Below are 24,066 nucleotides of genomic sequence, written 5' to 3' on the forward strand. Positions count from 1 at the left end.
TCAGGACTCCCTCGCGCTGAGCGGACGAAGGTCGGTCCACACCCTGTCGATGTGGGCCAGGCACTCCTCCTTGGGGCCGGAGAAGCCCTCAAGGCGCCAGCCGTCCGGCAGCCGCCTGCCCTCCGGCCAGACCGAGTACTGCTCCTCGTGGTTGACCACGACGTGGTGACTCATCTCGCTTCCCCGTTTCCTTGAGGTCCTTGAGGCGTCCGCACGAGACCCTCGGCCTCGTCGTCGGACAGTTCCGCCAGCTCGGCGATCAGCGTCTCCTCGATCGAGGCGGCGAGCCCCGCCACGGTGCTGTGCGCGAACAGCACGCGGATCGGCACGTCGATCTCGACGAGGGCGCGGATCCTGGCGATGACGCGGGTGGCCAGCAGCGAGTGCCCGCCGAGGGCGAAGAAGTCGTCGAAGGCGCCGATCTCCTCGATCCCCAGCACCTCGCCGAACACGTCGGCCACCAGTTGTTCGGCGTCGCTACGCGGGGCGACCCGCTCCCTGGGGGCCGCCTGCGGCGCGGGCAGCGCGGCCCGGTCGATCTTGCCGTTGCGGTTCAGCGGCAGCGCGTCGAGCCGTACCCACAGGGAGGGCACCATGTAGGCGGGCAGCGTGGCCCCGAGCAGCCGGGCGAGGTCCTCCCCCTCGGGAGTGCCGACGATGTATCCGACCAGCACCCCGTCCCGTACGGCGACGGCCGCCTGGCCGACTCCCGGGCAGGCCAGCAGCCGCGCCTCGATCTCACCCAGCTCGACCCGGAAGCCCCTGACCTTGACCTGGTCGTCGTCGCGGCCGAGGAACTCCAGTTGCCCGTCGTTGCGCCAGCGCACCCGGTCGCCGGTGCGGTAGACACGCGAGCCGCCGGGGCCTGGCACGAACCGCTCCGCGGTCAGCGCGGGCCTGCCCAGATAGCCCTGGGCGACGCCCGCCCCGGTGACGCACAGCTCACCGGCCACGCCGGGCGGCACCGGCTCGCCGTGCTCGTCCAGGACCAGGACGCGGGTGCCGCCGACGGGCACGCCGATGGGCGGGCGTCCCGGGGAACCGTCCAGCTCCGCCGTGGTCGCGATGATCGTCGTCTCGGTCGGGCCGTAGGTGTTGACCAGCCGTACCCGGTCGCCGAAGCGCTCCCGCCAGCGCGCCACGGCGGCCTCGTGCACCTGCTCGCCGCCCAGGATGACCAGCCGCAGCGTGTCCGGCCACGGGACCTCGTCGATCTGGTCGACCAGCGCGTGCCAGTAGGCAGTCGGCAGGTCGAGGACCGTCACCCCGGCCAGGTGGTCGGGCAGCGTGACGCCGCCGTCGGGAAGCAGTTCGACACGCGCCCCCGCCGCCAGGGCCGGGTAGATCTCCTCGGCGTGCGTGTCGAAGCTCAGCGAGGCGAACTGCACGACCCGGTCGCCGGGGTGCAGGCCGTACGCCTGACGCATCCACGTCACCCGCGCGGCGAGCCCGTCGTGCCCGACCACCACGCCCTTGGGGGTGCCGGTCGAGCCCGAGGTGTAGATCACGTACGCGGCGGCGCCGTGCGGCAGAGGCTCCATCGGCTGTACGGCCTCGGGCACGGCGTCGAGCACGTAGGACGCCCCGCTGTCCTCGACGAGGAAGGCGAGCCGTTCCGCCGGGTAGTCGGGGTCCAGCGGCAGGTAGGCGGCCCCGGCACGCCAGACGGCCAGCAGCGCCGCGATCGTGTCGGGCGTCCTGCCGAGCCGTACGCCGACCACGTCTCCCGGGGCGACGCCGCGCGAGCGCAGCAGACCGGCCAGCTCGTCGGCCCTGGCGTCCAGCTCGGCGTAGGTCAGCGCCTGCGGCCCGCAGCCGACCGCGACGGCGTCGGGCGACCGCCGTACGGCCGCCGCGACCAGCTCCGGCACCGAGGGCGTCTCGGGCAGGGCGGGTCCCTCGCCCAGACGGGCGAGCAGCGTCTCGTCCTGCTCGGTGCGCAGCGGCAGCGCGGAGATCCGCTCGTCCGCGGCACCGGGAAGCGCGGTGAGCAGCAGCCGCAGCCGCGCGCCCAGCGCCTCGACCGTCGCCCGGTCGAACAGCGCGGTGTCGTAGACCAGCGTGAGCAGCAGCTCGTGCTCGTCCTGCCAGGCCTCAAGGGCGAGTTCGAGCTTGGCCTGACGCATGCCGTGCTCGAACGCGCTCGCCGTCAGCCCGGCGAAGGCGTCGCCGTCCTGGCCGCCGTCCTGGGTGTGCAGGATGAACATGGTCTGGAACAGCGGGGTGCGGGTGAGGTCGCGCTCGGCCCGCAGCGCCGTGACCAGCTCCTCGAAGGGGACGCCCTGGTGGGAGAAGGCGTCCAGGACGCTGATCTGGGTGCGTTCGAGCAGTTCGGTGAAGACCGGGTCGCCGGACAGGTCGCCGCGCAGCACCAGCGTGTCGCTGAGGTAGCCGACGACGGGTTCGAGCTGGACCCGGTCCCTGCCCGCGGTCGCGGTGCCGACCAGGATGTCGTTCTGTCCGGTGTGCCTGGCCAGCAGCGTCTGGTAGGCGGCGAGCAGCACCATGAACATGGTGGCGCCGTGCCGCCTGCCGAGCAGGGCCAGCTCACGGGCCTGCTCCGCAGTCAGCCTGACCTCGACCACGTCGCCGTCCCTGGTGCTCGCCGCGGTGCGTGGCCGGTCGAGCGGCAGGTCGAGCGGGGTGGGGTCGGTGAGCCGTTCGCGCCAGTGGTCGAGCAGCGCGGAGGTGTCGCGCTCCCGCTGCCAGCGGGCGACGTCGCCGAACTGCAGCGGCAGCGGGGGCAGCTCGCCACCCCCCGAGTAGAGGTGGCCGAGCTCCTCGAAGATGAGGTTGAGTGACCAGCCGTCGCCGAGGATGTGGTGGACGACCACGCACAGCACGTGGTCCTCCGCGCCGATCCTGACGAGCACGGCCCGCAGCGGCGGCCTGGTGGCCAGGTCGGCGAAGGGCCGGTTGGTGAGGTCCGCGACGACGTCGAGCGCCTCGGCCTCCCCGGTGACCGTGACCTCCTCGACGGGCACGGGTCCCGGCGGGTCGATGACGACCGAGGGGGCGCCGTCCACGTCGGGGAAGCGGGTGCGCAGGCTCTCGTGCCTGGCGGTGACGCCGTCCAGCGCCCTGGCGAGAGCCTGCCGGTCGAGCGGCCCCCGCAGCCGCCTGACCAGGCACATGTTGTAGGAGGCGTCGTCCGGGTCGAGCCGGTTGAGGAACCAGAGCCGCTCCTGCCCGAAGGACAGCGGCGGGACGCTCCCCTCCGGCCTCGGCCGGGGTCCCTCGTCGTCGCGTGCGCCTTGCGCGGGCTCGGCTCCGGTGAGCAGCTCGGCGAGCGCTGCCACACCCGGCCGCAGGAAGACCTCCCTGACCGGCACCTCGATCCTGGACAGTACGGCAAGCCGCGCGGTGACCATGGTCGCCAGCAGCGAGTGGCCGCCGAGGGCGAAGAAGTCGTCGTGCGCCCCGACGGAGGGCACGCCGAGCACCTCGGAGAAGACCTGGGCGACGAGCCGTTCCGCGGGGGTGCGGGGCGCGGTCGCGGCGGTCTGCGGGGCCGCCTCGACGTCGGGAAGCGCCTTGCGGTCGATCTTCCCGTTGGGGGTGAGCGGGAGCGCGCCGACCTCGACGAGCACGCCGGGCACCATGTAGGAGGGCAGTTGCCGTCCCGCGTGCTCCCTGACGGCGTCGAGGAGCTCGGGGTCACCGGGCTCCACCGGTACCACGAAGGCGGCCAGCCGCTCACCGCGCACCGCGACGACGGCCTGCGCGACCCCGGGGCAGGTGTCGAGGACCGCCTCGATCTCACCGAGTTCGATGCGGTGGCCGCGCAGCTTGACCTGGTTGTCGGTGCGGCCGAGGAACTCCAGGGTGCCGTCGGCCCGCCAGCGGGCCAGGTCCCCGGTGCGGTAGACGCGCGAGCCGCCGGGGCCGGGCACGAACCGCTCGGCGGTCAGCGCGGGACGGCCGAGATAGCCGGTCGCCACCCCGTCGCCGCCGATGAGCAGCTCACCGGGCACGCCGATCGGCGCGGGCGAACCGGCCGGGTCAAGCACGTGCACGACGGTGTTGGCGATCGGGCCGCCGATGACGATCTCGCCGGGCTCCTCGGGAACCTCCCAGGCCGTGGACCAGATCGTCGTCTCGGTCGGGCCGTAGACGTTGACGAGCCGCGCGACCCGGGGCCGAAGCTCCCTGGCGAGCTGCGGCGCGAGGGGTTCGCCACCGGTCAGCGCCGTCACCCGGGGCAGGTCCCCGCTGAGCAGGACCCGCCAGCCGGACGGTGTCGCCTGCACGTGGGTGACGCCCTCGTCCCTGACCAGGCGGGCCAGCGCGGCGCCGTCGCGGGCGGTGTCGGCGTCGGCGACGACGATCCTGCCCCCGGTCACCAGCGGGAGATACAGCTCAAGGGCGGAGATGTCGAACGACAGCGAGGTCAGCGCGAGCCACACGTCCCGCGACGTCGAGCCGACCAGCGTCCGCATGGCGAGCAGGAAGTTCGTCAGCGCCCGGTGCGGCACGACGACGCCCTTGGGCCGTCCCGTCGAACCCGAGGTGTAGAGGACGTAGGCGGTGTCGCCGGGGCGGGGCCGTACGGGAACATCGGCGGTGGCGGGCGGCAGGTCGTCCAGGCTCGTCAGGACCAGGGCGGCGCCGGAGTCCTCGATCACGTAGGCGACGCGGGCCCGCGGGTAGTCGGGATCGACGGGCAGGTAGGCCGCCCCGCTCATCGCCACGCCGAGCAGCGCGACGACCATGTCCGTCCCGCGTTCCATCTGGACGGCGACGAGCGCGTCCCGCCCGATGCCCGCGGCGGCCAGCCGTCCGGCCAGGTCGGCGGCCCGCGCGGTCAGCTCGGCGTAGGTCAGCGCGCCGACGGCGACGGCGTCGGGGGTGGCGGCGGCCTGGTCCAGCACGAGGTCGACCAGGGTCAGCTCGGGCAGCTCGGCCGAGGTCTCGTTCCACGCGGCCAGCAGGTCCAGCTCGGCCTCGGGAAGCATGGGCAGCGAGCCGATCGGCGTCTCCGGGGCGGCTACCGCGGCCCTGAGGAGTTCGACGAACCTGGCGACCATCCGCTCGGCCGTCCTGTGCTCGAACAGGTCGGTGCTGTAGAGCACGGTGCCGAGCACGTGGCCCTCGGGCAGGGGCGTGAGGTCCATGGACAGGTCGACCCTGGCCCTGGTCCAGCCGTGCGGGAAGGGGGAGGCGTCGAGGCCGGGCAGCGGGTCGCCGGCCTCGCCGTGGGTGTGGAAGGCGAACAGGGTCTGGAACAGCGGGGTCCGGCTGAGGTCCCGCTCGACGTCGAGTTCGGCGACGAGCCGCTCGAAGGGCACGTCCTGACGGGACAGCGCGTTGAGCACGACCTTGCGGGTGCGCTTGAGCAGGTCGGCGAAGGTGGGGTCGCCGGACACGTCGCAGCGCAGCGCCAGCGTGGTCGACAGGAAACCGATCATGGTCTCCAGCTCGGTGGTCCCGCGCCCCGCCGACGGCGTGCCGACGCAGAAGTCCTCCTGCCCCGCGTGCCTGGCCAGCAGCACCTGGTAGGCGGAGAGCAGCACCATGTACGGCGTGCAGCGCGAGCGCCTCGCCAGCTCGGTGATCCCGGCGGTCAGCTCCTCGTCGAGTTCGAAGTGCACCTCGCCGCCCTCGCCGCCGCGCTGGGCGGGACGGGGCCGGTCGGCGGGCAGGTCGAGGGGGGAGACCCCGGTCAGATGCTCGACCCACCAGCGCAGCTCGGTGTCCTCGGCGGCGCGTTGCGCGCGGGCGTGCTCGCCGTACTGCAGGGGCAGGGCGGGCAGGTCGGCGGCGCCGCCACCGGCGTAGAGGATGGCGACCTCGGAGCACAGCACGTTCAGCGACCAGCCGTCGCCGTTGATGTGGTGCAGCACGACGCAGAGCACGTGGTCGAGCGGGCCCAGCTCGATCAGCGCCACCCGGAACGGCGGCGCGGCGGCCAGGTCGAATTCGGTGTTGGTGACGCCGGAGACAAGCGTGCGCGCCTGTTCCTCGTCCGCCGCGCTCAGCCGTTCGACGACGACCGGGGCCGGGGGTTCGACGACCGCGACCGGCTCTCCTGCCACCTCGCGGAATCGGGTGCGCAGGCTTTCGTGCCGCGCGGCGACCGCGGTGAAGGAGGCTTCCAGAGCGGCGGTGTCAAGACGACCTTTCAACCTGTAAACATAGGATGTGTTGTAGGTTGAGTCGCCGGGGTCGAGGCGGTGAAGAAACCATAACCGCTGCTGGCCGTACGACAGCGGATACTCCGTCCAGGACTGGCCGGGGGAAATGGTCTCTGGCTGAAGCACGCAGAGCTCCTTCGGCGGCCGCGGGATCGCACGCACATGAGCACGCCTCGTAAATGGGTATGCGAAAGCCCGCTCCGCGCATATTTGCCGAGTTGAGCACAGAAGACGAAGGGTTTCTTTCTGGAAAGAAACCTTTCAGTTAGGTCTGGGTCGTTAGTGTTACACCTCTTCCCCAGCTTCGCAAGGCCCGCCATCTCTGGGGACTCCCGGCCTATCCTGACAACCTTCCCAAAGGGCTTGCGTGGCCGTGGCGATCATGTAAGACTGGCGCTCGTTTTACAATAGTAAAGATTCTTTCCTGTAGCGACTCGGACGCTCGATACGCGTCGGGTTCTATACATCCGATCTTTGTGGGAGGTTCACTTGGTGAACCTGACCGTTCCCCAGTTGCTCAGAGACCGGGCGGCAGCCGACCCCGACGGGGTCGCGCTGATCGTGCACGGCTCGGCGTCGCTCACCTATCTCCAGTGGCACGAACGGGCGACCGCAATTGCGAACGGCCTGGTCGCCCGGGGTGTGACCAGGGGCGACAGGGTCGGTCTCGTCTTCGGGAACGCGGACTGGGCGGACTACGCGGCCGCCTTCTGCGGGGTGCTCGCGGCCGGGGCGGTCGCCGTACCCCTCTCCGACCGGCTGGCCGTCGCCGACCTGCGCTTCATGCTGGAGCACTGCGGGGCGAGCGGTGTCGTCCACGCCGCGGGACTCGACGTGCCCGAGGTCGGCTGGAGCGCGACCACGGACGGGCTGCGTGCGGAAACGTCCTATGAGATCGCCGATCCCGCACCCGGGGACCTCGCGCAGATCCTCTACACCTCCGGCACGACGGGCCGTCCCAAGGGCGTCTCGGCCACCCACGCCAACCTCGCCTACGGCTGCGGCGCCAAGCGCCGTCCCTTCGCGCACTCGCGTCACCTGGTCCACGCCTTCCCGATCGGCACGAACGCCGGCCAGGCCATGCTGATCAACGCCCTGGACGCGCACCCCGCCGTGGTGACGCTGCCGCGCTTCACCCCGGGCCGCTTCGCCACGCTGATCGAGGCCTACCGGGCGGGCACCGTGTTCCTGGTGCCCGCGATGGCCATCGAACTGCTCAACGCCGGGGTCGGCGACCGTCACGACCTGTCCAGCGTGCTGCTGCTCGGCTCGGCCGCGGCGCCGCTGCCCTCCGCCGTCGCCGAGGCGCTCACCGCCGCCTTCCCCAACGCGACGATCACCAACTACTACACCTCGACCGAGGCCGCCCCCGCGCAGACGGTCATGATGTTCGACCCGGAGCGCCCCGGCAGCGTCGGCCGCGCCATCGCCGGGGGACGGGTCAGGATCGCCACCGTGGACGGCCACCCGCTGCCGCCCGGCGAGACCGGCGAGGTGTGGATGCGCTCCCCGGCCGCCCCGCGCGCCTACTACGGCGACCCCGACAGCTCCACCTTCCGCGACGGCTGGGTGCGGATGGGCGACCTGGGCCGCATCGACGCCGACGGCTACCTCTATCTCATGGACCGTGAGGGCGACGTGGTGAAGTCCGGCGCCTACAAGGTCTCGACCATCCACGTCGAGGAGGCCGTCTACCAGCACCCCGCCGTGGTCGAGGCCGCCGCCTTCGGCGTGCCCCACCCCGTGCTCGGCACCGTCGTCGCCGTCGCCATGGTCACCAAGGTCCCGCTCGCCGCCGAGGAGCTGCGCGTCTTCCTCAAGGACAGGCTCGCCCAGCACGAACTGCCCGCGCACGTGACCACCCTCGACGCCCTGCCGCGCAACAACGGCGGCAAGGTGGACAAGCGCGCCCTGCGCGCGAGCCTGGAGCGGGTGCCGTGAACGCCGCGCACGAGGTCACGTTCACCCAGCAGGGGATGTGGGTGACCGAGCAACTCGTCGGCGCGGGCACCGCCTACCACATGCCGCTCCTGGTGAACCTGGACGGCGACCTCGACGCCGACGCGCTGCTCGCCGCGTGCGCCGCGCTCGTCGAACGCCACCCCATGCTGGGCCAGGTCGTCGTGGAGGCGGAGGGCGGACTGCGGCTCGTCCCCGGCGCCGAGGTGCCGTTGACAAAAGCGAGGGTCACCGGGGGCGTGGACGCGGCCGTGCGGGAGGAGATCCTGCGCGGCTTCGACCTGGAGAAGGGGCCGCTGGCCAGGTTCACCCTGCTGGAGACGGCGCCGGAGCGCCACGTGCTCGTCTTCGTCGCCCACCACCTGGTCTTCGACGGCCACTCCAAGGACGTACTGGTACGTGACCTGGCGGCCCTGTACAACGGGGAGCCGCAGACACCACTGGCGACCGTCGACCACGGCGCCGTGGAACGGGAGCGGGTCGCCGCCCTGCTCCCCGAAGCACGGGACTTCTGGAAGTCCCGCTGGCAGGATCCGGGCGAAACCGTACTGCTCGGACAGGCACTGCGCTCGGGACGGGCGGGTGAGGGACGGGAGCTGAGCTTCACCGCGGAGCCGGCGGCCGTCCCCGGGCTGACCCGTTTCGAGACGCTGCTGGCAGCCCTGCACGTCCTGCTCAGGGGATACGGAAACGACCGGGTGACCACCGCCGTCGATCTGTCCACCCGGCCGAAGGAGGCGGCGGGCCACATCGGCCTGTTCGTCAACGAACTTCCCGTCTCCTCACAACCCCAGGTGGAGGAGAGCTTCCTCTCCTTCGCCGTCGCACTCCGCGCGGGGCTGCGCGAGGTCTACCGGTTCCGTCAGGTTCCGCTGGTCCGCGCGATGCCCCGTATCCGGCCGCACGCCGCGCTGGTTCCCGTCTCCGTCAGCTACCGCACCCGCCACGACGCCGACCCGGTCTTCACCGGTCTCGACGCCTCGGTGGAGTGGACGGTCTCCAACCACGCGGTCAGAGGCGCCCTGCACCTGCAGTGCGTCGACGGCCCCGGCGGGCTCGTCGTCAGCCTTCGCTACGACCCCGAGGTGGTTTCGGACGCCCAAAAAGTGGCCGATGACCTGCGTCTTCTTCTGGAACGCGCCACCTTCGCCCCCGAACGACCGATCAACACGCTACTGAACGACACTCTGGAGAAGAGATGGGTTCCGTCACCACCCTGACCGACCAGGTACGCGAGATCTGGGAAGAGGTCCTGGGCATCTCGCCGATCGACGAGCACGACGACATCTTCGACCTGGGTGGCCACTCACTGACCATCACCCAGATCATCGCCCGGATGCGCAAGCGGCTCGACGTCGAGGTCTCCCTTGACGACTTCTTCGACAACCCGACCATCGCCGGGATCGTGGAGTCCCTCGGAGATGACTGAGATCCTCGACCGGCTCAGGCTGTCGCGCCTCGGCGACGACGACCTGGAACTACTGCTCCTGATCAGGCACTTCGAGCTGAAGCTTCTTGAGCTGTACGGCAGGGGCGACCTGAACGGCACGACCCACACCTGCCTCGGGCAGGAGTACGTCCCCGTCGCGCTCGCCCCGCTGCTCGGCGAGCACGACCACGTCTTCAGCAACCACCGGGGTCACGGCCACTACCTGGCGAGGTTCCGCGACCCGCACGGTCTGCTCGCCGAGATCATGGGCAGGCAGGGCGCCGTCTGCGGGGGCGTCGGCGGCAGCCAGCACATCCACCGGGACCGTTACATGTCCACCGGGGTGCAGGGCGAGAGCATGCCCGTCGCCGCGGGCGTCGCCCTGCACCTCAGGCGTGCCGAGTCCGGCGTGCTCGCCTGCGTCTACATCGGCGACGGCACCTGGGGGGAGGGCGCCGTCTACGAGGCGCTCAACCTCGCCTCGCTCTGGCGCCTTCCGCTGCTGGTCGTCGTGGAGAACAACGGCATCGCCCAGTCGACCCCGACCACCGCGCAGATGGCCGGGAGCGTGGCGAGCAGGGCGGCGGCCTTCGGCGTCACCCACCACCTCGTCGTCTCCACCGACGTCAACGAGATCAGGACCTCCCTTGAGGAGCCGGTCGCCGCGGTGCGCGCGGGCAGGCCACTGGTCGTCGAGTTCGCCACCCACCGGCTCGGCCCGCACAGCAAGGGCGACGACATCCGCCCGGCCGACGCCGTACAGGCCGCGCGGGACAACGACTGGTACGTCCGCTACGCCAACGACCACCCCGACCAGTTCCACCGGCTCGACGGGACGATCAGGGCCCGGGTCGAGGCCATCGCCGAGGAGATCGCCGCCCGCCCGCCGTCCCGCTGGGAGGCGTCTTCTTCGTGGGAGGCGTCGTGAGAGTCGCGGAGAACCTCAACGAGGCCCTGCACGGGCTGCTCGACGACGACCCCACCGCCTACGTGATCGGCGAGGACGTCCTCGACCCGTACGGCGGAGCCTTCAAGATCACCAAGGGTCTCTCTGTGCGCTTCCCCGGCAGGGTGATCGGCACCCCGATCAGCGAGGGCGCCCTGACCGGCGTCGCCGCGGGCCTGGCCCTGACCGGCAACACGGCGGTCGCCGAGATCATGTTCGGCGACTTCGTCGCGCTCGCCTTCGACCAGATCTGCAACTTCGCCAGCAAGTCGGTCTCCATGTACGGCAGCCGCCTGCCGCTGCGGATGATCGTGCGCTGCCCCAGCGGCGGCGGCAGGGGCTACGGCCCCACGCACAGCCAGAGCATGCAGAAGCACTTCATCGGCATGCCCGGCCTGTCGCTGTACGAGATGTCGCCCTTCCACGACAACCGCGAGGTCCTCGCCTCGATGCTGGAGCGCGGCGAACCCTGCCTGTTCTTCGAGGACAAGATCCTCTACACCCGGCAGATGGGTCAGACCGACCCGATGTTCCCCGTGCGCCGCGACGGCGAACTCGCCATCGCCGAGGCCGACGACAGACCCGACTGCGTGATCATCGCACCGGGCGGCATGGCGCACCGGGCCCTGGCCGCGATGCGGACCCTGCTGCTGGAAGACGAGATCTCCTGCCGCCTGCTCGTCCCCTCCCGGCTCTACCCGCTGGACGTCGAGGCGCTGCTGCCGTACGTGAACGGCGTCGTCATCGTCGCGGAGGAGAGCACGGCGGGCGGCACCTGGGGCAGCGAGGTCGCCCACCTCCTGCACGGGCGCGTGTGGGACCGCCTGCGCGGCCCCGTCCGCCTCGTCCACTCGCGGGACAGCGTCATCCCCACCGCTGCCCACCTGGAGAGCGAGGTCCTGGCCGGGGAGTCCACGATCCACCACGCCGTACGAGAGGCCCTGCGTGGCTGACATCCGCGTCCCCAAGCTCAACAACAACGACAGCGAGTACCTCGTCGTGGCGTGGCTCGTCGAGGACGGCAAGCCGGTCAGGGCCGGTGAGCCCGTCGTGGTCCTGGAGACCTCCAAGGCGGCCGACGAGCTGGAGGCCGAGGAGTCCGGCTACCTGCACCACGACGCCGCGCTCAACACCTGGGTCACCCCCGGCGCCCTGCTGGCCAGGATCACCGAGGGCCCACAGGCCGCACCCGCACCCGCGCCTGCTCCGGAGGCCGCCCCGGCTGGCACCTCGGCGCCGCGTGACGCCGTCATCACCGAGCCCGCCCGCGCCCTCATCGCCGAACTCGGCATCACCCCCGAGCAGGTCGCCTCCCTGGGCCTGGGCGTCGTCCGGCGCGCAGACGTGGAACGCCTGGCGGGAGCCGTACCGGAGCAGGAGCAGCCGGCCGTACCCCAGGAGACCAACAGGCACGTGCTCTCCCGGGTGCAGCGGGCCGTGGCCAGGGCCGTCACCACCTCGCACAGCACGATCCCCGCCGCCTACACCGTCGTGAAGTTCGACGTCGGCCCCGCCCTGGCACGCACCAAGGACCTGAGCAGACAGGTACGCAGACCGGTCGGCCTCGCCGAACTGTTCGTGCAGGCCGTCGCCACGCTGCACCCCACCTTCCCGCTGTTCTTCGCCGCGGTCGACGGCGACGGCGCCAGGCTCTCCGACGCCCCGCGCGTCGGCGTCACCTTCGACATGGGGGAGGGGCTCTACGTCCCGGTGGTCCGCGAGACCGGGACGCTCAGGGACATCGCCGACACGCTGATGCGCTACCGCCTCGCGGCGGCGGAGGGCGACTTCAGGGAGCGGGACCTCACCGGCGCCAACATCGCCGTCACCCTGCACACCGACGCCGATGTCGTCCTCGCGGTCCCCTTCGTCTTCCCGGGGACGGTCTGCGCGCTCGCGATCACCTCGCCACAGCCCGAGCTCGCCCTCGGGGAGGACGGCGCGGTGACGACGAGGACCGTCGCCAACATCGGCCTCGCCTACGACCACCGACTGATCAACGGCCGGGACGCCGCGCTCTTCCTCGCCGCCCTCCGGATGGAGCTGCAATGACCGAGACAACGCTGTCGGACGCCAAACGGGCACTGCTCGCCCAGCGGCTCCGGCGCCGGGAGGAGTCCCGGACCATCACGGCCCGGGACCCCTCCGTCACCCCGCCCCTGTCCCACGCGCAGGAACGCCTGTGGTTCCTTGAGCAGTACCGCCCGGGAACCACCACCTACACCGTCCCCGTCGCGGTGCGCCTGTACGGCGAGCTGGACGAGGACGCGTTACGCCGCGCCCTCGACGAGATCGTCACCCGGCACGAGGCCCTGCGGATGCGCTTCCTCACCACCGAGGACGGCACCCCGGAGCTGGTCGTCGACGAGCCCCGCCCCGCCGAACTGCGCGTCACCGAGGCCGCCGACCTGGACGCCGCCGTCGAACTCATCGACGAGGAGGTCGCGACGCCGTTCGACCTGGAGACCGGTCCGCTGTTCAGGACCCTCCTGGTACGGCTCGCCCCCGACGACCACGTCCTGCTGCTGGCCGCCCACCACACCGTCGTGGACGGCTGGTCCATCGACCTGATGATCCGCGAGCTGCTCGCGCTGCACGACGGCAAGACCCTCAAGCCCGCCCAGGTCGGCTACGGCGACTACGCCATCTGGCAGCGCGGACGCGACCACCGCCGCGAGGTCGACCACTGGCGCGACAAGCTCGCCGGGCTGCCCGCCATCGAGCTGCCGACCGACAGGCCGCGCCCCGCCGAGCAGGGCTACGAGGGCGCCTCCCTCGACTTCTCCATCGACGCCGACCTCACCGCCCGTCTGGCGGAGCTGGCCAAGTCCTCCGGCGCGACGCCGTACATGACGTTGATGGCGGCCTTCCAGGTGCTGCTGGCGCGCTACTCGGGACAGTCGGACTTCGCGGTCGGCTCCCCGGTCGCCGGGCGGGGGCTGCCCGAGCTCGACGACGTCGTCGGCATGTTCGTCAACACGCTGGTGCTGCGCGCCGACCTGGCCGACGACCCGGCGTTCACCGACTTCCTGGCCCGCACCCGCGAGACGGCGCTCGACGCCTTCGCCCACCAGGAACTGCCGTTCGACCAGCTCGTCAGCGAACTGAACGTCGTTCGCGACGTCAGCAGGTCGCCGCTGGTCCAGGTCACCTTCGCGCTGCAGAACTACAAGGCGGGCGAGGAGGACGGGCGCGTCTCCTACGTCTCGCTGCCCGTCAGGACCACCCGCTACGACCTGGCCCTGTACCTCTTCGAGAGCCCCGACGGCCTGGTCGGCAACTTCACCTACAACACGGCGCTGTTCGACCCGGAGACCGTCGAGCTGCTCGGCTCCCGCTTCGACACCCTGCTGCGCTCCATCGTCGAGTCCCCGGACACCCGGGTCGGCGAGCTGTCGCTGCTGTCGGAGGAGGAGAGGGAACTCGTCCTGGGCTTCGGGTCGAGCACCGACCTCGTCCCCACCGGCCACGACCTGCTGCACGACCTGGTCACCGCGCAGGCCGCGCTCACCCCGGACGCCCCGGCCGTGACCCACGAGGACGACACCTACACCTACGCCCAGCTCGACGAGCGCTCCGCCCGGATCGCCGCCCTGCTGCGCGGCCGGTACGGCATCGGCCCCGACAGCAGGGTCGGCGTGCTGCTCGACCAGTCCGTGGACGTGGCCGCCGCGCTGCTCGGCGTGCTGAAGTCCGGCGGCGCCTACGTGCCCCTCGACCCCAAGCAGCCCCGCGACCGCCTCGCCTACATGCTTGAGGACTCGGGGGCGGCCGTGGTCGTCACCACCGAGGACCTGGCCGACCTGGTCTCCGGCCCCCCGGTCGTCACGCTCGACGCCGAGACGCTCGACGAGACCTCCTTCGAGGACCCCGGCGTCACCCCGGAGAACCTGGCCTACGTCATCTACACCTCCGGCACCACCGGGCGTCCCAAGGGCGTCGGCGTGCAGCACCGGCAGGTGCTGAACTACCTGGCCGGGGTCAGGGAGCGCTTCGCCGTCGAACCGGCGGGCGTCTACACGCTGCTGCAGTCGCTGTCGTTCGACTTCGGTGTGACGATCTTCTACCTGTCGCTCATGACCGGTGGCGAACTGCACCTGGTCGATCCGCAGGCGCCGGTCGAGGAGCTCGCCGAGCAGCTCGGCTGTACCGACTACATCAAGATGACGCCGTCCCACCTCGCGTCGCTGCTCGCCGACCCCGACGTGAGCCCCGCCGAGCTGCTGCCGCGCAAACTGCTCGTCCTCGGCGGCGAGGCCTCCAAGTGGAGCTGGGCCCGCGAGCTGACCGAGCACACCACGGTCATCAACCACTACGGCCCCACCGAGGCCACGGTCGGAATCTCCACCCACGCCGTCACCGACGAGGCCGAGCGCGCGCTGAACCTGCCCATCGGCAGGCCGCTGCCCGGCGCCAGGCTCTACGTGCTCGACGAGCACCTGCGGCTCGTCCCGCCCGGTATGACCGGTGAGATCTATCTCGGTGGCGACCGCCTCGCCCGCGGTTACCTCGGCCAGCCCGGCCTGACCGCCGACAGGTTCCTGCCCGACCCGTACGGCGAGCCGGGCGCCCGCATGTACAAGACCGGTGACCTGGGCCGATGGCTGCCCTCCGGGGACCTGTGCTTCCTGGGCCGCCGCGACCTGCAGGTCAAGGTCCGCGGTTACCGGGTCGAACTGTCGGAGATCGAGTCCGTCCTCACCGACCAGCCCGGCGTTGCCCACGCCGTCGTGGACCTGCGCGACGACCGTCTCATCGCCTACCTTGTTGGGGAGAAGACGACAGTCGGCGAACTGCGCACCGCGCTCGGCGAACGCCTTCCCGAATACATGATCCCGGCACGCTTCGTCTGGCTGGACGAGCTGCCACTGAAGTCGCACGGCAAGGTCGATCGGGCCAGGCTGCCCGAGCCCGACGAGGAACGCCCCGACCAGGAGGCGGGGTTCGTCCCGCCGGAGACACCGGTCGAGGAGGCCATCGCCTCGGTGTGGGCCGCGGTGCTCGGCCTGGTCCAGGTCGGCGTGCTGGACGACTTCTTCGACCTGGGCGGACATTCGCTGCTCGCCGCACAGGTGGTGGCCCGCCTGCGGAAGGCTCTCCCCGCAGGCGGGCGCCAGGTCAGCATCCTGGACCTGTTCAAGTACAGGACCGTGCGTGAGCTGGCCCAGATCGTCGAGTCGGGCGAGAGCGGCCCGCGCATGCTGCTGCACCGCCTCACCCCGGCCCGCACCACCACCTCAACCCTCGTCTGCGTGCCGTACGGCGGCGGCAGCGCGGCCATCTACCAGCCGCTTGCCGACGCGCTGCCCAAGAAGTGGGCGCTGCACGCGGTCGCGGTGCCCGGCCAGGAGATGGGCCTGATCGAGGAGACCCGCCCGGTGGCCGAGGTCGCCGAGGGGTGTGTCGAGGAGATCCTCAAGGGGGTCAAGGGCCCGCTGACGCTCTACGGCCACTGCGGTCTCGGCGTCATGCTGACCGTGGAGATCGCCAGACGCCTTGAGGCGGCGGGCCGCCAGGTCGACGCCATCTACCTCGGCGGTGTCTTCCCCTTCGCCAGGCCGCAGTCGGCGCTGGCGTGGATGGCGAACCTGACCGACAAGCTCCGCAGCGACCAGGTCTGGGCCAACGCCCTGCAGGCCGCCGGTCTCGACGTCGACGACCTCGGCCGCGAGGAGCTGAAGCTGGTCATCGACAACCGCCGCAAGGGCACCAGGGAGGCCGAGCGCTACTTCACCCGCCTGTTCGAGGAGGGGGTCGAGCCGCTCAAGGCGCCGATCATCTCCGTGGCGGGCGAACGCGACCCGGCTACCGAGTTCTACCAGGAGCGCTTCCGCGAGTGGCACCTGCTGACGAACTCGACCGCGGCGGTCGTGCTCGACGAGGCGGGCCACTTCTTCCTCAAGTACCGAGCCCAGGAACTGTCGGTCATCCTCACCGGCACTCACAAGGCCATCGCCTCCGGCGAGACCGAGCCGCTGCGCCGTACGGCACGCTCCACGTGGTGGCTTGAGGGCGTCTCGGACCGGGACCCCTCCGCGCCCGCCTCTCCCGAGGCCGCGGAAAGCGCGGCGCCGAGGACCGGGCCGAAGCCGAGCATGCGGCGCTTCGCCGCGGTGGCGGCGGGCCAGCTCATCTCGATCGTCGGATCGTCCCTTACCGAGTTCGCGATCCCCCTGTGGATCTACATCCACACCGGCTCGCTCGTCAGGTTCGCGCTGTTCGCGGTGCTGGCGCTGGTGCCCGGCATGCTGGTCGCCCCGATCGCGGGCACCCTCGTGGACCGCTACGACCGGCGAACGATCATGCTCATCGGTGACATCGGGGCCTTCGGCACCCAGTTCATCATGGGCGTGCTGTTGTGGACCGGCAATCTGGACGTCTGGCAGATATACCCGCTCCTGGTGGTGCTGTCGGTCGCGCTCACCTTCCAACGGCTCGCCTACAACTCGGCGATTCCACAGTTGGTCCCCAAGCGGTTCCTCGGCCACGCCAACGGCGTCGTCCAGATGATCACCGGTACCGCCCAGCTCATCGTCCCGCTGGTCGCCGTCGGCCTGATGTCGCTGATCGGCCTGGAGGGCATCCTCGCCATCGACGTCGCCTCCTACGTCTTCGCCATCTCGGTCCTGCTGTTCGTCCGCTTCCCCAAGACCATGGCCTGGAAGCGCAGGGAGACGCTGGTCGCGGAGATGGTCGAGGGCTGGAAGTTCTCCTGGGGCATCAAGGGCTTCCGCGCGATGCTGTTCTTCTTCGCCTTCCTCAACGTCTTCCTGTCCCCGCTGTTCCTGCTCATCTCCCCGCTGGTGCTGGGCTTCGCGACCCTTGAGGACGTGGGCCGGGTCTCCTTCTTCGGCGGCCTGGGCGTCTTCCTCGCCGGAATGGCCATGACGATCTGGGGCGGTCCCAGGCGTCAGAGGCTGCGCGGCGTGATGCTCTCCACCCTCGTGCTGTCGGTCTTCTGCCTGATCGTCGGCTTCCAGCGCAACCTGGTCATCGTCTCCATCGGTGTCTTCGGGATGTCGTTCTGGCTGAGCATGCTCAACGGCGTCTACGCCACGATCATCCAGGTCAAGGTGCCGCAGCGCTTCCACGGCCGGGTCATCGCCCTGAACACGCTCATCGCGTGGTCCACGCTGCCCATCGGCTTCGGCCTGGTCGCGCCGTACGGCAGTGCGATCTTCGACCCGCTGATGATGCCGGGCGGCGCGCTCGCCGACACCGTCGGCGCCGTGATCGGCACGGGCCCGGGACGCGGCGTCGGCCTGATGTACGTCCTGTTCGCCTTCGCCATCGCCGCCATCGCGCTGGTCGGGATGCGGACTAGGACGCTGTCCAGGTTCGACGAGGAGGTCCCGGACGCGCTCCCCGACGACCTGGTCGGCTTCCAGACCCTCCAGCGTCGTCAGGAGTCGCTCGCCGAGGTCGTCCCGATCACCACCAAGAAGCAGCCAACCGGAGTGTGACCCTTCCATCTGTTCTGTCTGTTCGACGCTTTTCGACCGGGCTCCGGCGCGTGATCTGGAGCCCTTGATCCGGACTCCCGTCCGCCGCTTCCCCGCGGAAGTACCTCCCCGCAGGGGGCGGCGGACGGGACCTCCCCCACCGAGCGCCCGGTGGGGGGAGGAGCCTCTGCGGACGGCGAGGACGACGCGGTGTGGGGCACCTGCGCTCGTCCCCGCCTCACCCGACGAGGCAAAGACAGGCACGGCGGGGTGAGGACCTCCCCGGACCCCCTTGCCGGGACCCCCACCCCGCCGCGCCCGTCTCACCCGCCGCCGTCACCGAACCAGACGAGGTCGGAGCGAAGCCGCTTCGCGGCACTCTGAGCGCTGTTCCACAGCCCATGCGCCCCACCGTCGGCCCTCACGGTAGCCGCCTGCCCACCCGGCAGGGTCACCCCATAGGCCAACACCTCCCCCCGAACCAGCGCGAACGCCTGGGGAACGTGCTTCTCGTCGGTGTTCTCCATGTCGGTACTCCTCTTCGATGGACTTCCGATGCGTTTCTCCTGCGACACAGGCAGGTCACCATCCCTCGCCTTTCGAGCGAGGTCAGCTCTATAGTGTTCTAGAGCGGTACTGAAGTCAACGGGTGATTCAGAGTGCACTAGAACAGGGGTTTTGTGATGGGTGACGGTTTTGAGGGGCTGGCACCGTACAGGCGGATCGCCGCGCGGATCAGAGTCAGAATCGAGAGCGGTGAGATCCAGCCGGGCGACCGCATCCCCTCGGTGCGGGAGATCGTGCGAGACGAGGGAGTGGCGACGGCTACCGCCACCCGGGTCGCCGCCGTGCTGAGGGCGGAGGGCTACGCCACGTCGGTTCCGGGCATCGGAACGATCGCCGTACTTCCTAGGAAGCTCACCACGGGTCCGGACCGGCTCCAGATGCTGCGGGCCACGGGAAGTGGCTACCGCCCCGGGGAGCAGGCCGAGATCCTGGGCGCCGATCTCGCTCCCGCGTCAGAGGAAGTCGCCGACGCGTTGGGCGTGGAGACCGAAACTCCCGTGATCCGCCGTCGTCGGGCGTACCGGGACGACGCGGGCATCGTGGCGCTGTCGACGTCGTGGCTTCCCGGAGGCCTGGCTGAGGCGGTTCCGGAACTGCTGGTCACCGAACCACTGCCCGCGATGACCTTCGGCCTGGTCGAGGAGCGGACTGGTCGCCGTGCCGTACGACGGCGTGACGTGATCGCCATCAGGCCAGCGCCTGCAGACGTGGCCGAGCTGCTCGGGGTAGGGGAGGACACGCCCGTCCTGACCATGACCAACCACTACTGGGACCAGCATGGGGAGGTGACCGAATACGCCGTGGACTTCCTCGCCCCCGGCCGGGAGCTCTCCGTTGACCACGACCTTGAGTAGGACACGGGGCGTCTGACATCGTGGGCCTTCCACGGACGTGATTCGGGGCTGGAATCATTTATGTACTACGTACTTCATAAACCGAACATCGGGATGTGGCAAGCGGAATGAAGTACGTAGTACAGCGCTGGCTAGGATCGGACGTATGTCCGCTGCCAGCCAGTACCGTGAGATCGCCAATATCGTCCGGATTCGCGTCCAGGACGGGACCTACGCGCGAGGTGGTCAGCTTCCTCGTGAGGAGGACCTGGCCGCCCAGCTCGGGGTCAACCGGGTGACGGTGAACAGGGCGTTGAAGGTCCTCGTCGCCGAAGGGCTTCTGCGCGTTCACCGGGGGAAGGGAACTTTCGTCCGCGACCTTCCTCCGCTTCCTCGGCACGCCGCCGTCAGGCACAGCCGGGAGCACCGGGAACGCGGAGAATCCCGGGGAGCGTTGGCCGCCGAGTTGACGGAGCTGGGCTACGAGCTGCGCTCGGACAACACGGTCGGTCCCGGTAGGCCGCCGGAGCACGTCGCCGAGATCCTCGGTGTGGCCCCCGGGACGGACAGCGTCATCGTGCGCGGGCGTCACATGAAGGTGATCCCTTCCGAGGGCCGCGGAGAGGTGCCCGTCCAGATCGCGACGAGCTACATCCCGCGTGTCATCGCCGACGGCACGCCGATCGCCGAAGACGACTCCGGTGTGGGCGGCATCTCAAGCCGCCTGGCGGAGCTGGGGTACGGCCAGCGGGAGATCGAGGAGCGCATCACGGTCCGGCCGCCGACCGAGGAAGAGTCCAGACTGCTGGAGATGGCCGACGACCAGCGGGTCTACGACATCACCCACATCGGGTGGACTGCCGACGACCGCCCCGTGAAGGTGACGACCTACGTCATGCCCACCCACCAGTGGGACCTGAGATACCGCTATCCGGTGGATCCGACGGACGGCTGACACGAAAACTTCCTTCCAGGGGGCTGGTCGCGCGGCCTCCTGAGGGCTCTCATGGGAAGAACACGGGGGACGGGAAGCTGTCGGTGGGGGTTCCATGATCGGGCGACTGGACCGTTTCGGCTCTCGGCGGCATCTCAGTTCCCAGCGCCCCGAAGGCACCGGTCCGCTCGAAGCCGAGGCCGCCGACCAGGGTGTTCACCGTGAGCTGTCCTCAGAGAGGTCGAGTCGGCCGCTCCTATGCGGGACATCGCGGATCTGCTGAGGATCGCCGTGGACATTCCGCTCGTCGTGCGGCGCCACCTCGTCGTTCTGGACGGCCATCCGGCGGCGACCGCCGACTCCTACATTCCAGCTCATCTGGTCGAGGGAACCCGGATCGCCCGTCCGGAGAAAATCCCCGGGGGCGTGCACGCCGCCCTCGCCGAGATCCTCGGAGCACCACTCACCCGCGCGGTGGAGACACTCGTGGCCCGGATGCCCACCCTGGTCGAGACGGAGACACTGCAACTCCTGCCGGGTACGCCCGTGGTCGAGCTCGTTCGCACGATCCACGCGGGGGATCGGCCGGTCGAGGTGACGGCCTGGTTGTTCGATGCGAGCCGTCACCGGTTCGTCTATGACGTACCGATGGACTGACGCTCTGCAGGGATCTCAACGGAGGGAAGACGTGAAGCCCGATACCCGAGACCAGTCCGAGCGGATCGCCGCTGATCTTCGTGTTCAGATCACGACCGGACAGCTTCCACCCGGCGCGCGGCTTCCGTCCATTCCGGTGTTGGCCGCTGAACGTGGTGTCTCAACGACCGCTGTGCAGGCCGCCTGGGACATTCTCAAGGCGGAGGGCTATCTCGTCAGCGAGACGGGAAAGGGTGTGTCCGTGCGCGACCATCACCAGTTCACGATGGACGTCACCGCGTATTTCGATCCCGCCGAGCGAGGGATCGAATACAGGGTGCTCGTCGTCGCCGAGGTGGAGGCGCCCGTCGATGTAGCCGCTGCCCTTGGTGAGGAACGAGCCGTTCTGCGACACCGACTGATGCTTCATCAGGATGAGCCCGTGGAACTGTCCTGGTCCTACTATCCGGTCAGCCTTGCCGTGGGGACTCCGCTGGCGGAACAGCGGAAACTTCAGGGAGGAGCGCCCAGGGTTCTCCGAGAACTCGGCTATCCCGAACGCGAGTTCGTGGACCGGTTGTCGGCTCGTCTGCCGACGATCGAGGAGGCGGAGGCCCTCGACATCCCCCAAGGGGTTCCCGTTCTCCGGCAGTTCCGCACGGTGTATTCCACCGATGAACGACCGGTGGAAGTAAGCGTGATCATCAAGCCGGGGCACCTCTACGAACTGTCCTATCGCCAGTCGGTCTCCGTGGATGACCAGAGGTAATCATCACTTGGGTCAGGACGAGGACTTGCGGAGTTCTCGGGTGGCGGCTCGGTAGGCGTGGCCTATGTGGGAGAGCAGGCCCAGGAGCACGGGGATCTGTTCCGGCGTGTAGCGCGCGCCGATCGCGTCCAGGTGGCGTCTCGCGGAGTCGCGGGTGGCCTCGTAGTCGCCTAGGCCGTCTTCGAGCAGTTCCACGGTGACCGTACGGCGGTCGCGTTCGCCGCGCACCCGCCGTACGTAACCCGCCTTCTCCAGGCGGTCGATCAGCCGGGTCGTCGAGGCCGACGGCAGCCCGAGTTCCTCGGCGATGGCCCCGACGGCGAGAGGGCCGCGCATCTCCAGCAGGATGACGGCGGCGACGTCGGCCGGTTGCAGGCCGAGCCGGTTGGCCACCGCCTCGTTGTGCTGCACGACCGCGATCAGGAACTCGCGGTAGATGTCATCTTCCGGGTTTTTGTGGGCCACTCGTCCAACCTACTCCAGCTCGGTATATCTTCATATCGGAGATACTCCGATTTGGGGGAAATATGGACATCATTGTCGTTGGCGCCGGAGTGGGTGGTCTGGCTGTGGCGCGTCACCTGCTGGCCGCCGGTCATCGGGTGCGGGTTTTCGAGCGGGCCGCTGCCAGACGGACGGGCGGGGCAGGATTGACCATGTTCAGCAACGGCGTCGCCGTACTGAACGATCTCGGTGTCAGTCTTGACGGCGCCGGAGGGCGCATCGACAGGATCGACGCGCTCACCTCCGACGGCCGGTTGCGCACCACCATGGACCTGGTCCACACCGCCGCCCATTTCGGGTTCGAGAACAAGTCGGTCTCCCGGAACGTCCTGCTGGACCGTCTCGCCGAGGGGTTGCCCGAGGGACTTGTCCACTACAGGACGGGCTTCCGGAGTGTGACGCAGGACGACGACAGGGTCACCGTGACCTTCGACGACGGCTCGACCGCCACCGGAGACCTGCTCATCGGGGCCGACGGTCACCATTCGGAGGTGCGGCGGCAGCTCTGGGGGGAGGACGTCGTCCGTACGGCGACCTTCGGCACCTGGCAGGCGCTCAGCCCGATCGACATCGACCTGACCCACACCCACCTCCACCTGATGATCACCGGGAAGGAGGGGGCGTGCGGGCTGATCCCCGGGGGCGACGGGCTGTTGCAGTGGTGGTTCGACGTGCGCTGGTCGCCCTCCGACCCACGGCCCACCGCGCCGCTGGCCGAGCTGAGGCGCCGCTTCGGACACTGGGCCTCGCCCGTCCCCGAGGTGCTCGCCGCCGCCCGCGAGGAGGATCTCGGCTTCTTCGGCCACCACTGGAACAGGGTCCGTCCCGTCTGGGGACAGGGCCGCGTCACCCTGATCGGCGACGCCGCCCACACCATGCCGCCGACTCTGGGCCAGGGCGCCAACCAGACCCTTGAGGACGTGTGGGTGCTCGGCCGCGAACTCGCCAAGGGCGGAGATCTTCCGGTACGGCTGCGCGCCTACGAGAAGGACCGCTACCCGAAGGTGTCCCTGGTCTCCCGGCTGGCCAGGCGCAGTCCCGCGAACTGGCGCATCCCTCCGGCGATCGGCCGCCTGTTCCCCGAGACCTCCCAGACCACCATGCTCTCCCGCTTCAGCAACCGCCTCACCGCCGTGACGGGGTGACCCGGAGTTCCTCTTCGAGGGCGTCCAGGATCGCTCTCGTCGCCTGGCGGAGCCGTGCACGGCGGGCGATGAGATCCTCGGCGAACGTCCTGGCCTTCGGCCCCACCCATACCGGCTGACCGGTGAACTGCCGGTGGGCCGGGTCGAGCGCGGCCTCAAGGATGGCGATTCGTGCCTTGACCTCCACCAATGTCTGTTCGAGCATCTGACGCCGGGGATTGGGAATCGCGTCCGCCGGTCCAGAGTTCATGTTCTCCCTCTCCGGATGCGGATTCATTGGACATTATTGGATCTACAACATATCGGCCGGTTCCGGAGGAAACAGTGGGGTGTTCTGTACGGCTCGGCGTCGTGGCCTGTGCGACGGTGCTGCTGACGGTGACCGGCTGCGGCGAAAGCGGCCCCACGGCGGCCCAGGCGGGGGAGACCCTGAAGGCCCACATCACCGAGTTGATGAGACAGCGCCACGCCTTGGACGTCCAGATCACCGACCCTGGAGGGCGTGATATCCGCTGTGGTGAAGGCAGGGCCAAGCGAACCTTCGCGGCAGTTGGGAGAGATCCCGCTCCGGAGACCGGGGGAGACTCACTCAATGACCTTCTACTGGGTGCGCTTTCCAGGGTCGCCCCTTATCGGATCACCGAAGACCGTGGTGATGCTCCCATCTGGCTCGCCAACGACGAATACAAGACGACGATCATTCTGGAGTCGCCAGGTAATGGGCGGTACAGAGTCAGAGGAGAGACCGCGTGTCTCTCAATCTCATGA

Annotated in this window: 17 protein-coding genes and 1 pseudogene; 13 read left to right on the forward strand and 5 right to left on the reverse strand. The window is 69.9% G+C overall.

What is annotated here, in order from left to right; genetic code table 11:
- Nucleotides 1-174 (reverse strand): MbtH family protein, encoded by a 174-nt coding sequence (locus FHS44_RS26320; RefSeq protein ID WP_184719310.1) that lies wholly within the window; start codon nt 172-174, stop codon nt 1-3.
- On the reverse strand, nt 171-6,296 hold the full coding sequence (locus FHS44_RS26325; protein WP_312863818.1) for a non-ribosomal peptide synthetase: 6,126 nt from the start codon (nt 6,294-6,296) through the stop codon (nt 171-173). Before FHS44_RS26325 ends, FHS44_RS26320 begins: the two co-directional genes overlap by 4 nt.
- Before the next feature lie 330 nt (nt 6,297-6,626).
- Between FHS44_RS26325 and FHS44_RS26330 the strand changes: the two genes are divergently transcribed.
- The 7 genes from FHS44_RS26330 to FHS44_RS26360 are packed head-to-tail and all read left to right on the forward strand — an operon-like array spanning nt 6,627 to nt 17,931.
- Entirely contained in the window at nt 6,627-8,075 is a 1,449-nt protein-coding gene (locus FHS44_RS26330; protein ID WP_312863819.1) for a class I adenylate-forming enzyme family protein, read from the forward strand.
- Nucleotides 8,072-9,313, forward strand: coding sequence for a condensation domain-containing protein (locus FHS44_RS26335; RefSeq protein ID WP_184719316.1), 1,242 nt, complete (start codon nt 8,072-8,074; stop codon nt 9,311-9,313). The genes FHS44_RS26330 and FHS44_RS26335 overlap by 4 nt, the downstream gene beginning before the upstream one ends.
- Nucleotides 9,292-9,522: a phosphopantetheine-binding protein gene (locus FHS44_RS26340; protein ID WP_184719318.1), complete on the forward strand. Its 231-nt coding sequence runs from the start codon at nt 9,292-9,294 to the stop codon at nt 9,520-9,522. The genes FHS44_RS26335 and FHS44_RS26340 overlap by 22 nt, the downstream gene beginning before the upstream one ends.
- Complete coding sequence (locus tag FHS44_RS26345; RefSeq protein WP_184719320.1) at nt 9,515-10,450, forward strand: thiamine pyrophosphate-dependent dehydrogenase E1 component subunit alpha; 936 nt, start codon at nt 9,515-9,517, stop codon at nt 10,448-10,450. Before FHS44_RS26340 ends, FHS44_RS26345 begins: the two co-directional genes overlap by 8 nt.
- On the forward strand, nt 10,447-11,421 hold the full coding sequence (locus FHS44_RS26350) for an alpha-ketoacid dehydrogenase subunit beta (RefSeq protein ID WP_184719322.1): 975 nt from the start codon (nt 10,447-10,449) through the stop codon (nt 11,419-11,421). The genes FHS44_RS26345 and FHS44_RS26350 overlap by 4 nt, the downstream gene beginning before the upstream one ends.
- Nucleotides 11,414-12,520, forward strand: a complete 1,107-nt coding sequence (locus FHS44_RS26355; protein WP_184719324.1) for a 2-oxo acid dehydrogenase subunit E2 — start codon at nt 11,414-11,416, stop codon at nt 12,518-12,520. The genes FHS44_RS26350 and FHS44_RS26355 overlap by 8 nt, the downstream gene beginning before the upstream one ends.
- Entirely contained in the window at nt 12,517-17,931 is a 5,415-nt protein-coding gene (locus tag FHS44_RS26360) for a non-ribosomal peptide synthetase/MFS transporter (protein WP_184719326.1), read from the forward strand. The genes FHS44_RS26355 and FHS44_RS26360 overlap by 4 nt, the downstream gene beginning before the upstream one ends.
- A gap of 302 nt (nt 17,932-18,233) precedes the next feature.
- Here FHS44_RS26360 and FHS44_RS26365 read toward each other — a convergent pair whose 3' ends face one another.
- Nucleotides 18,234-18,437, reverse strand: coding sequence for a hypothetical protein (locus FHS44_RS26365; RefSeq protein ID WP_184719329.1), 204 nt, complete (start codon nt 18,435-18,437; stop codon nt 18,234-18,236).
- 156 nt (nt 18,438-18,593) lie between these two features.
- Here FHS44_RS26365 and FHS44_RS26370 point away from each other — a divergent pair, with 156 nt between their 5' ends.
- From FHS44_RS26370 to FHS44_RS26385, 4 genes and pseudogenes are all read left to right on the forward strand, one after another.
- The gene (locus tag FHS44_RS26370; RefSeq protein ID WP_184719331.1) at nt 18,594-19,331 is read left to right on the forward strand and encodes a GntR family transcriptional regulator; all 738 of its coding nucleotides are present in this window, start codon (nt 18,594-18,596) and stop codon (nt 19,329-19,331) included.
- Between the two features lie 145 nt (nt 19,332-19,476).
- The gene (locus FHS44_RS26375; RefSeq protein ID WP_184719333.1) at nt 19,477-20,265 is read left to right on the forward strand and encodes a GntR family transcriptional regulator; all 789 of its coding nucleotides are present in this window, start codon (nt 19,477-19,479) and stop codon (nt 20,263-20,265) included.
- 228 nt (nt 20,266-20,493) lie between these two features.
- Nucleotides 20,494-20,901 (forward strand): annotated as a pseudogene (locus FHS44_RS26380) (UTRA domain-containing protein); the annotation flags it as partial.
- A 31-nt stretch (nt 20,902-20,932) separates the two neighbouring features.
- Nucleotides 20,933-21,649: a GntR family transcriptional regulator gene (locus tag FHS44_RS26385; RefSeq protein WP_312863820.1), complete on the forward strand. Its 717-nt coding sequence runs from the start codon at nt 20,933-20,935 to the stop codon at nt 21,647-21,649.
- 12 nt (nt 21,650-21,661) lie between these two features.
- Here the strand turns inward: FHS44_RS26385 and FHS44_RS26390 are convergent, their stop codons facing one another.
- Nucleotides 21,662-22,114, reverse strand: a complete 453-nt coding sequence (locus tag FHS44_RS26390; protein ID WP_184719339.1) for a MarR family winged helix-turn-helix transcriptional regulator — start codon at nt 22,112-22,114, stop codon at nt 21,662-21,664.
- Between the two features lie 62 nt (nt 22,115-22,176).
- Between FHS44_RS26390 and FHS44_RS26395 the strand changes: the two genes are divergently transcribed.
- Nucleotides 22,177-23,298 (forward strand): FAD-dependent oxidoreductase, encoded by a 1,122-nt coding sequence (locus tag FHS44_RS26395; RefSeq protein ID WP_184719341.1) that lies wholly within the window; start codon nt 22,177-22,179, stop codon nt 23,296-23,298.
- Here the strand turns inward: FHS44_RS26395 and FHS44_RS26400 are convergent.
- Nucleotides 23,279-23,548, reverse strand: coding sequence for a hypothetical protein (locus FHS44_RS26400; protein WP_184719344.1), 270 nt, complete (start codon nt 23,546-23,548; stop codon nt 23,279-23,281). The genes FHS44_RS26395 and FHS44_RS26400 overlap by 20 nt on opposite strands.
- Nucleotides 23,549-23,664: 116 nt before the next feature.
- Here FHS44_RS26400 and FHS44_RS26405 point away from each other — a divergent pair, with 116 nt between their 5' ends.
- Nucleotides 23,665-24,066, forward strand: a complete 402-nt coding sequence (locus FHS44_RS26405; RefSeq protein WP_184719346.1) for a hypothetical protein — start codon at nt 23,665-23,667, stop codon at nt 24,064-24,066.

The sequence above is a fragment of the Streptosporangium saharense genome, assembly GCF_014203715.1.
Classification (GTDB): domain Bacteria; phylum Actinomycetota; class Actinomycetes; order Streptosporangiales; family Streptosporangiaceae; genus Streptosporangium; species Streptosporangium saharense.

Excerpts from the sequence above, each read along its gene's own strand:
- FHS44_RS26320 (WP_184719310.1), bottom strand. The coding sequence starts at position 174 with ATGAGTCACCACGTCGTGGTCAACCACGAGGAGCAGTACTCGGTCTGG.
- FHS44_RS26340 (WP_184719318.1), top strand. The coding sequence starts at position 9,292 with ATGGGTTCCGTCACCACCCTGACCGACCAGGTACGCGAGATCTGGGAA.
- FHS44_RS26345 (WP_184719320.1), top strand. The coding sequence starts at position 9,515 with ATGACTGAGATCCTCGACCGGCTCAGGCTGTCGCGCCTCGGCGACGAC.
- FHS44_RS26360 (WP_184719326.1), top strand. The coding sequence starts at position 12,517 with ATGACCGAGACAACGCTGTCGGACGCCAAACGGGCACTGCTCGCCCAG.
- FHS44_RS26365 (WP_184719329.1), bottom strand. The coding sequence starts at position 18,437 with ATGGAGAACACCGACGAGAAGCACGTTCCCCAGGCGTTCGCGCTGGTT.
- FHS44_RS26370 (WP_184719331.1), top strand. The coding sequence starts at position 18,594 with ATGGGTGACGGTTTTGAGGGGCTGGCACCGTACAGGCGGATCGCCGCG.
- FHS44_RS26375 (WP_184719333.1), top strand. The coding sequence starts at position 19,477 with ATGTCCGCTGCCAGCCAGTACCGTGAGATCGCCAATATCGTCCGGATT.
- FHS44_RS26395 (WP_184719341.1), top strand. The coding sequence starts at position 22,177 with ATGGACATCATTGTCGTTGGCGCCGGAGTGGGTGGTCTGGCTGTGGCG.
- FHS44_RS26400 (WP_184719344.1), bottom strand. The coding sequence starts at position 23,548 with ATGAACTCTGGACCGGCGGACGCGATTCCCAATCCCCGGCGTCAGATG.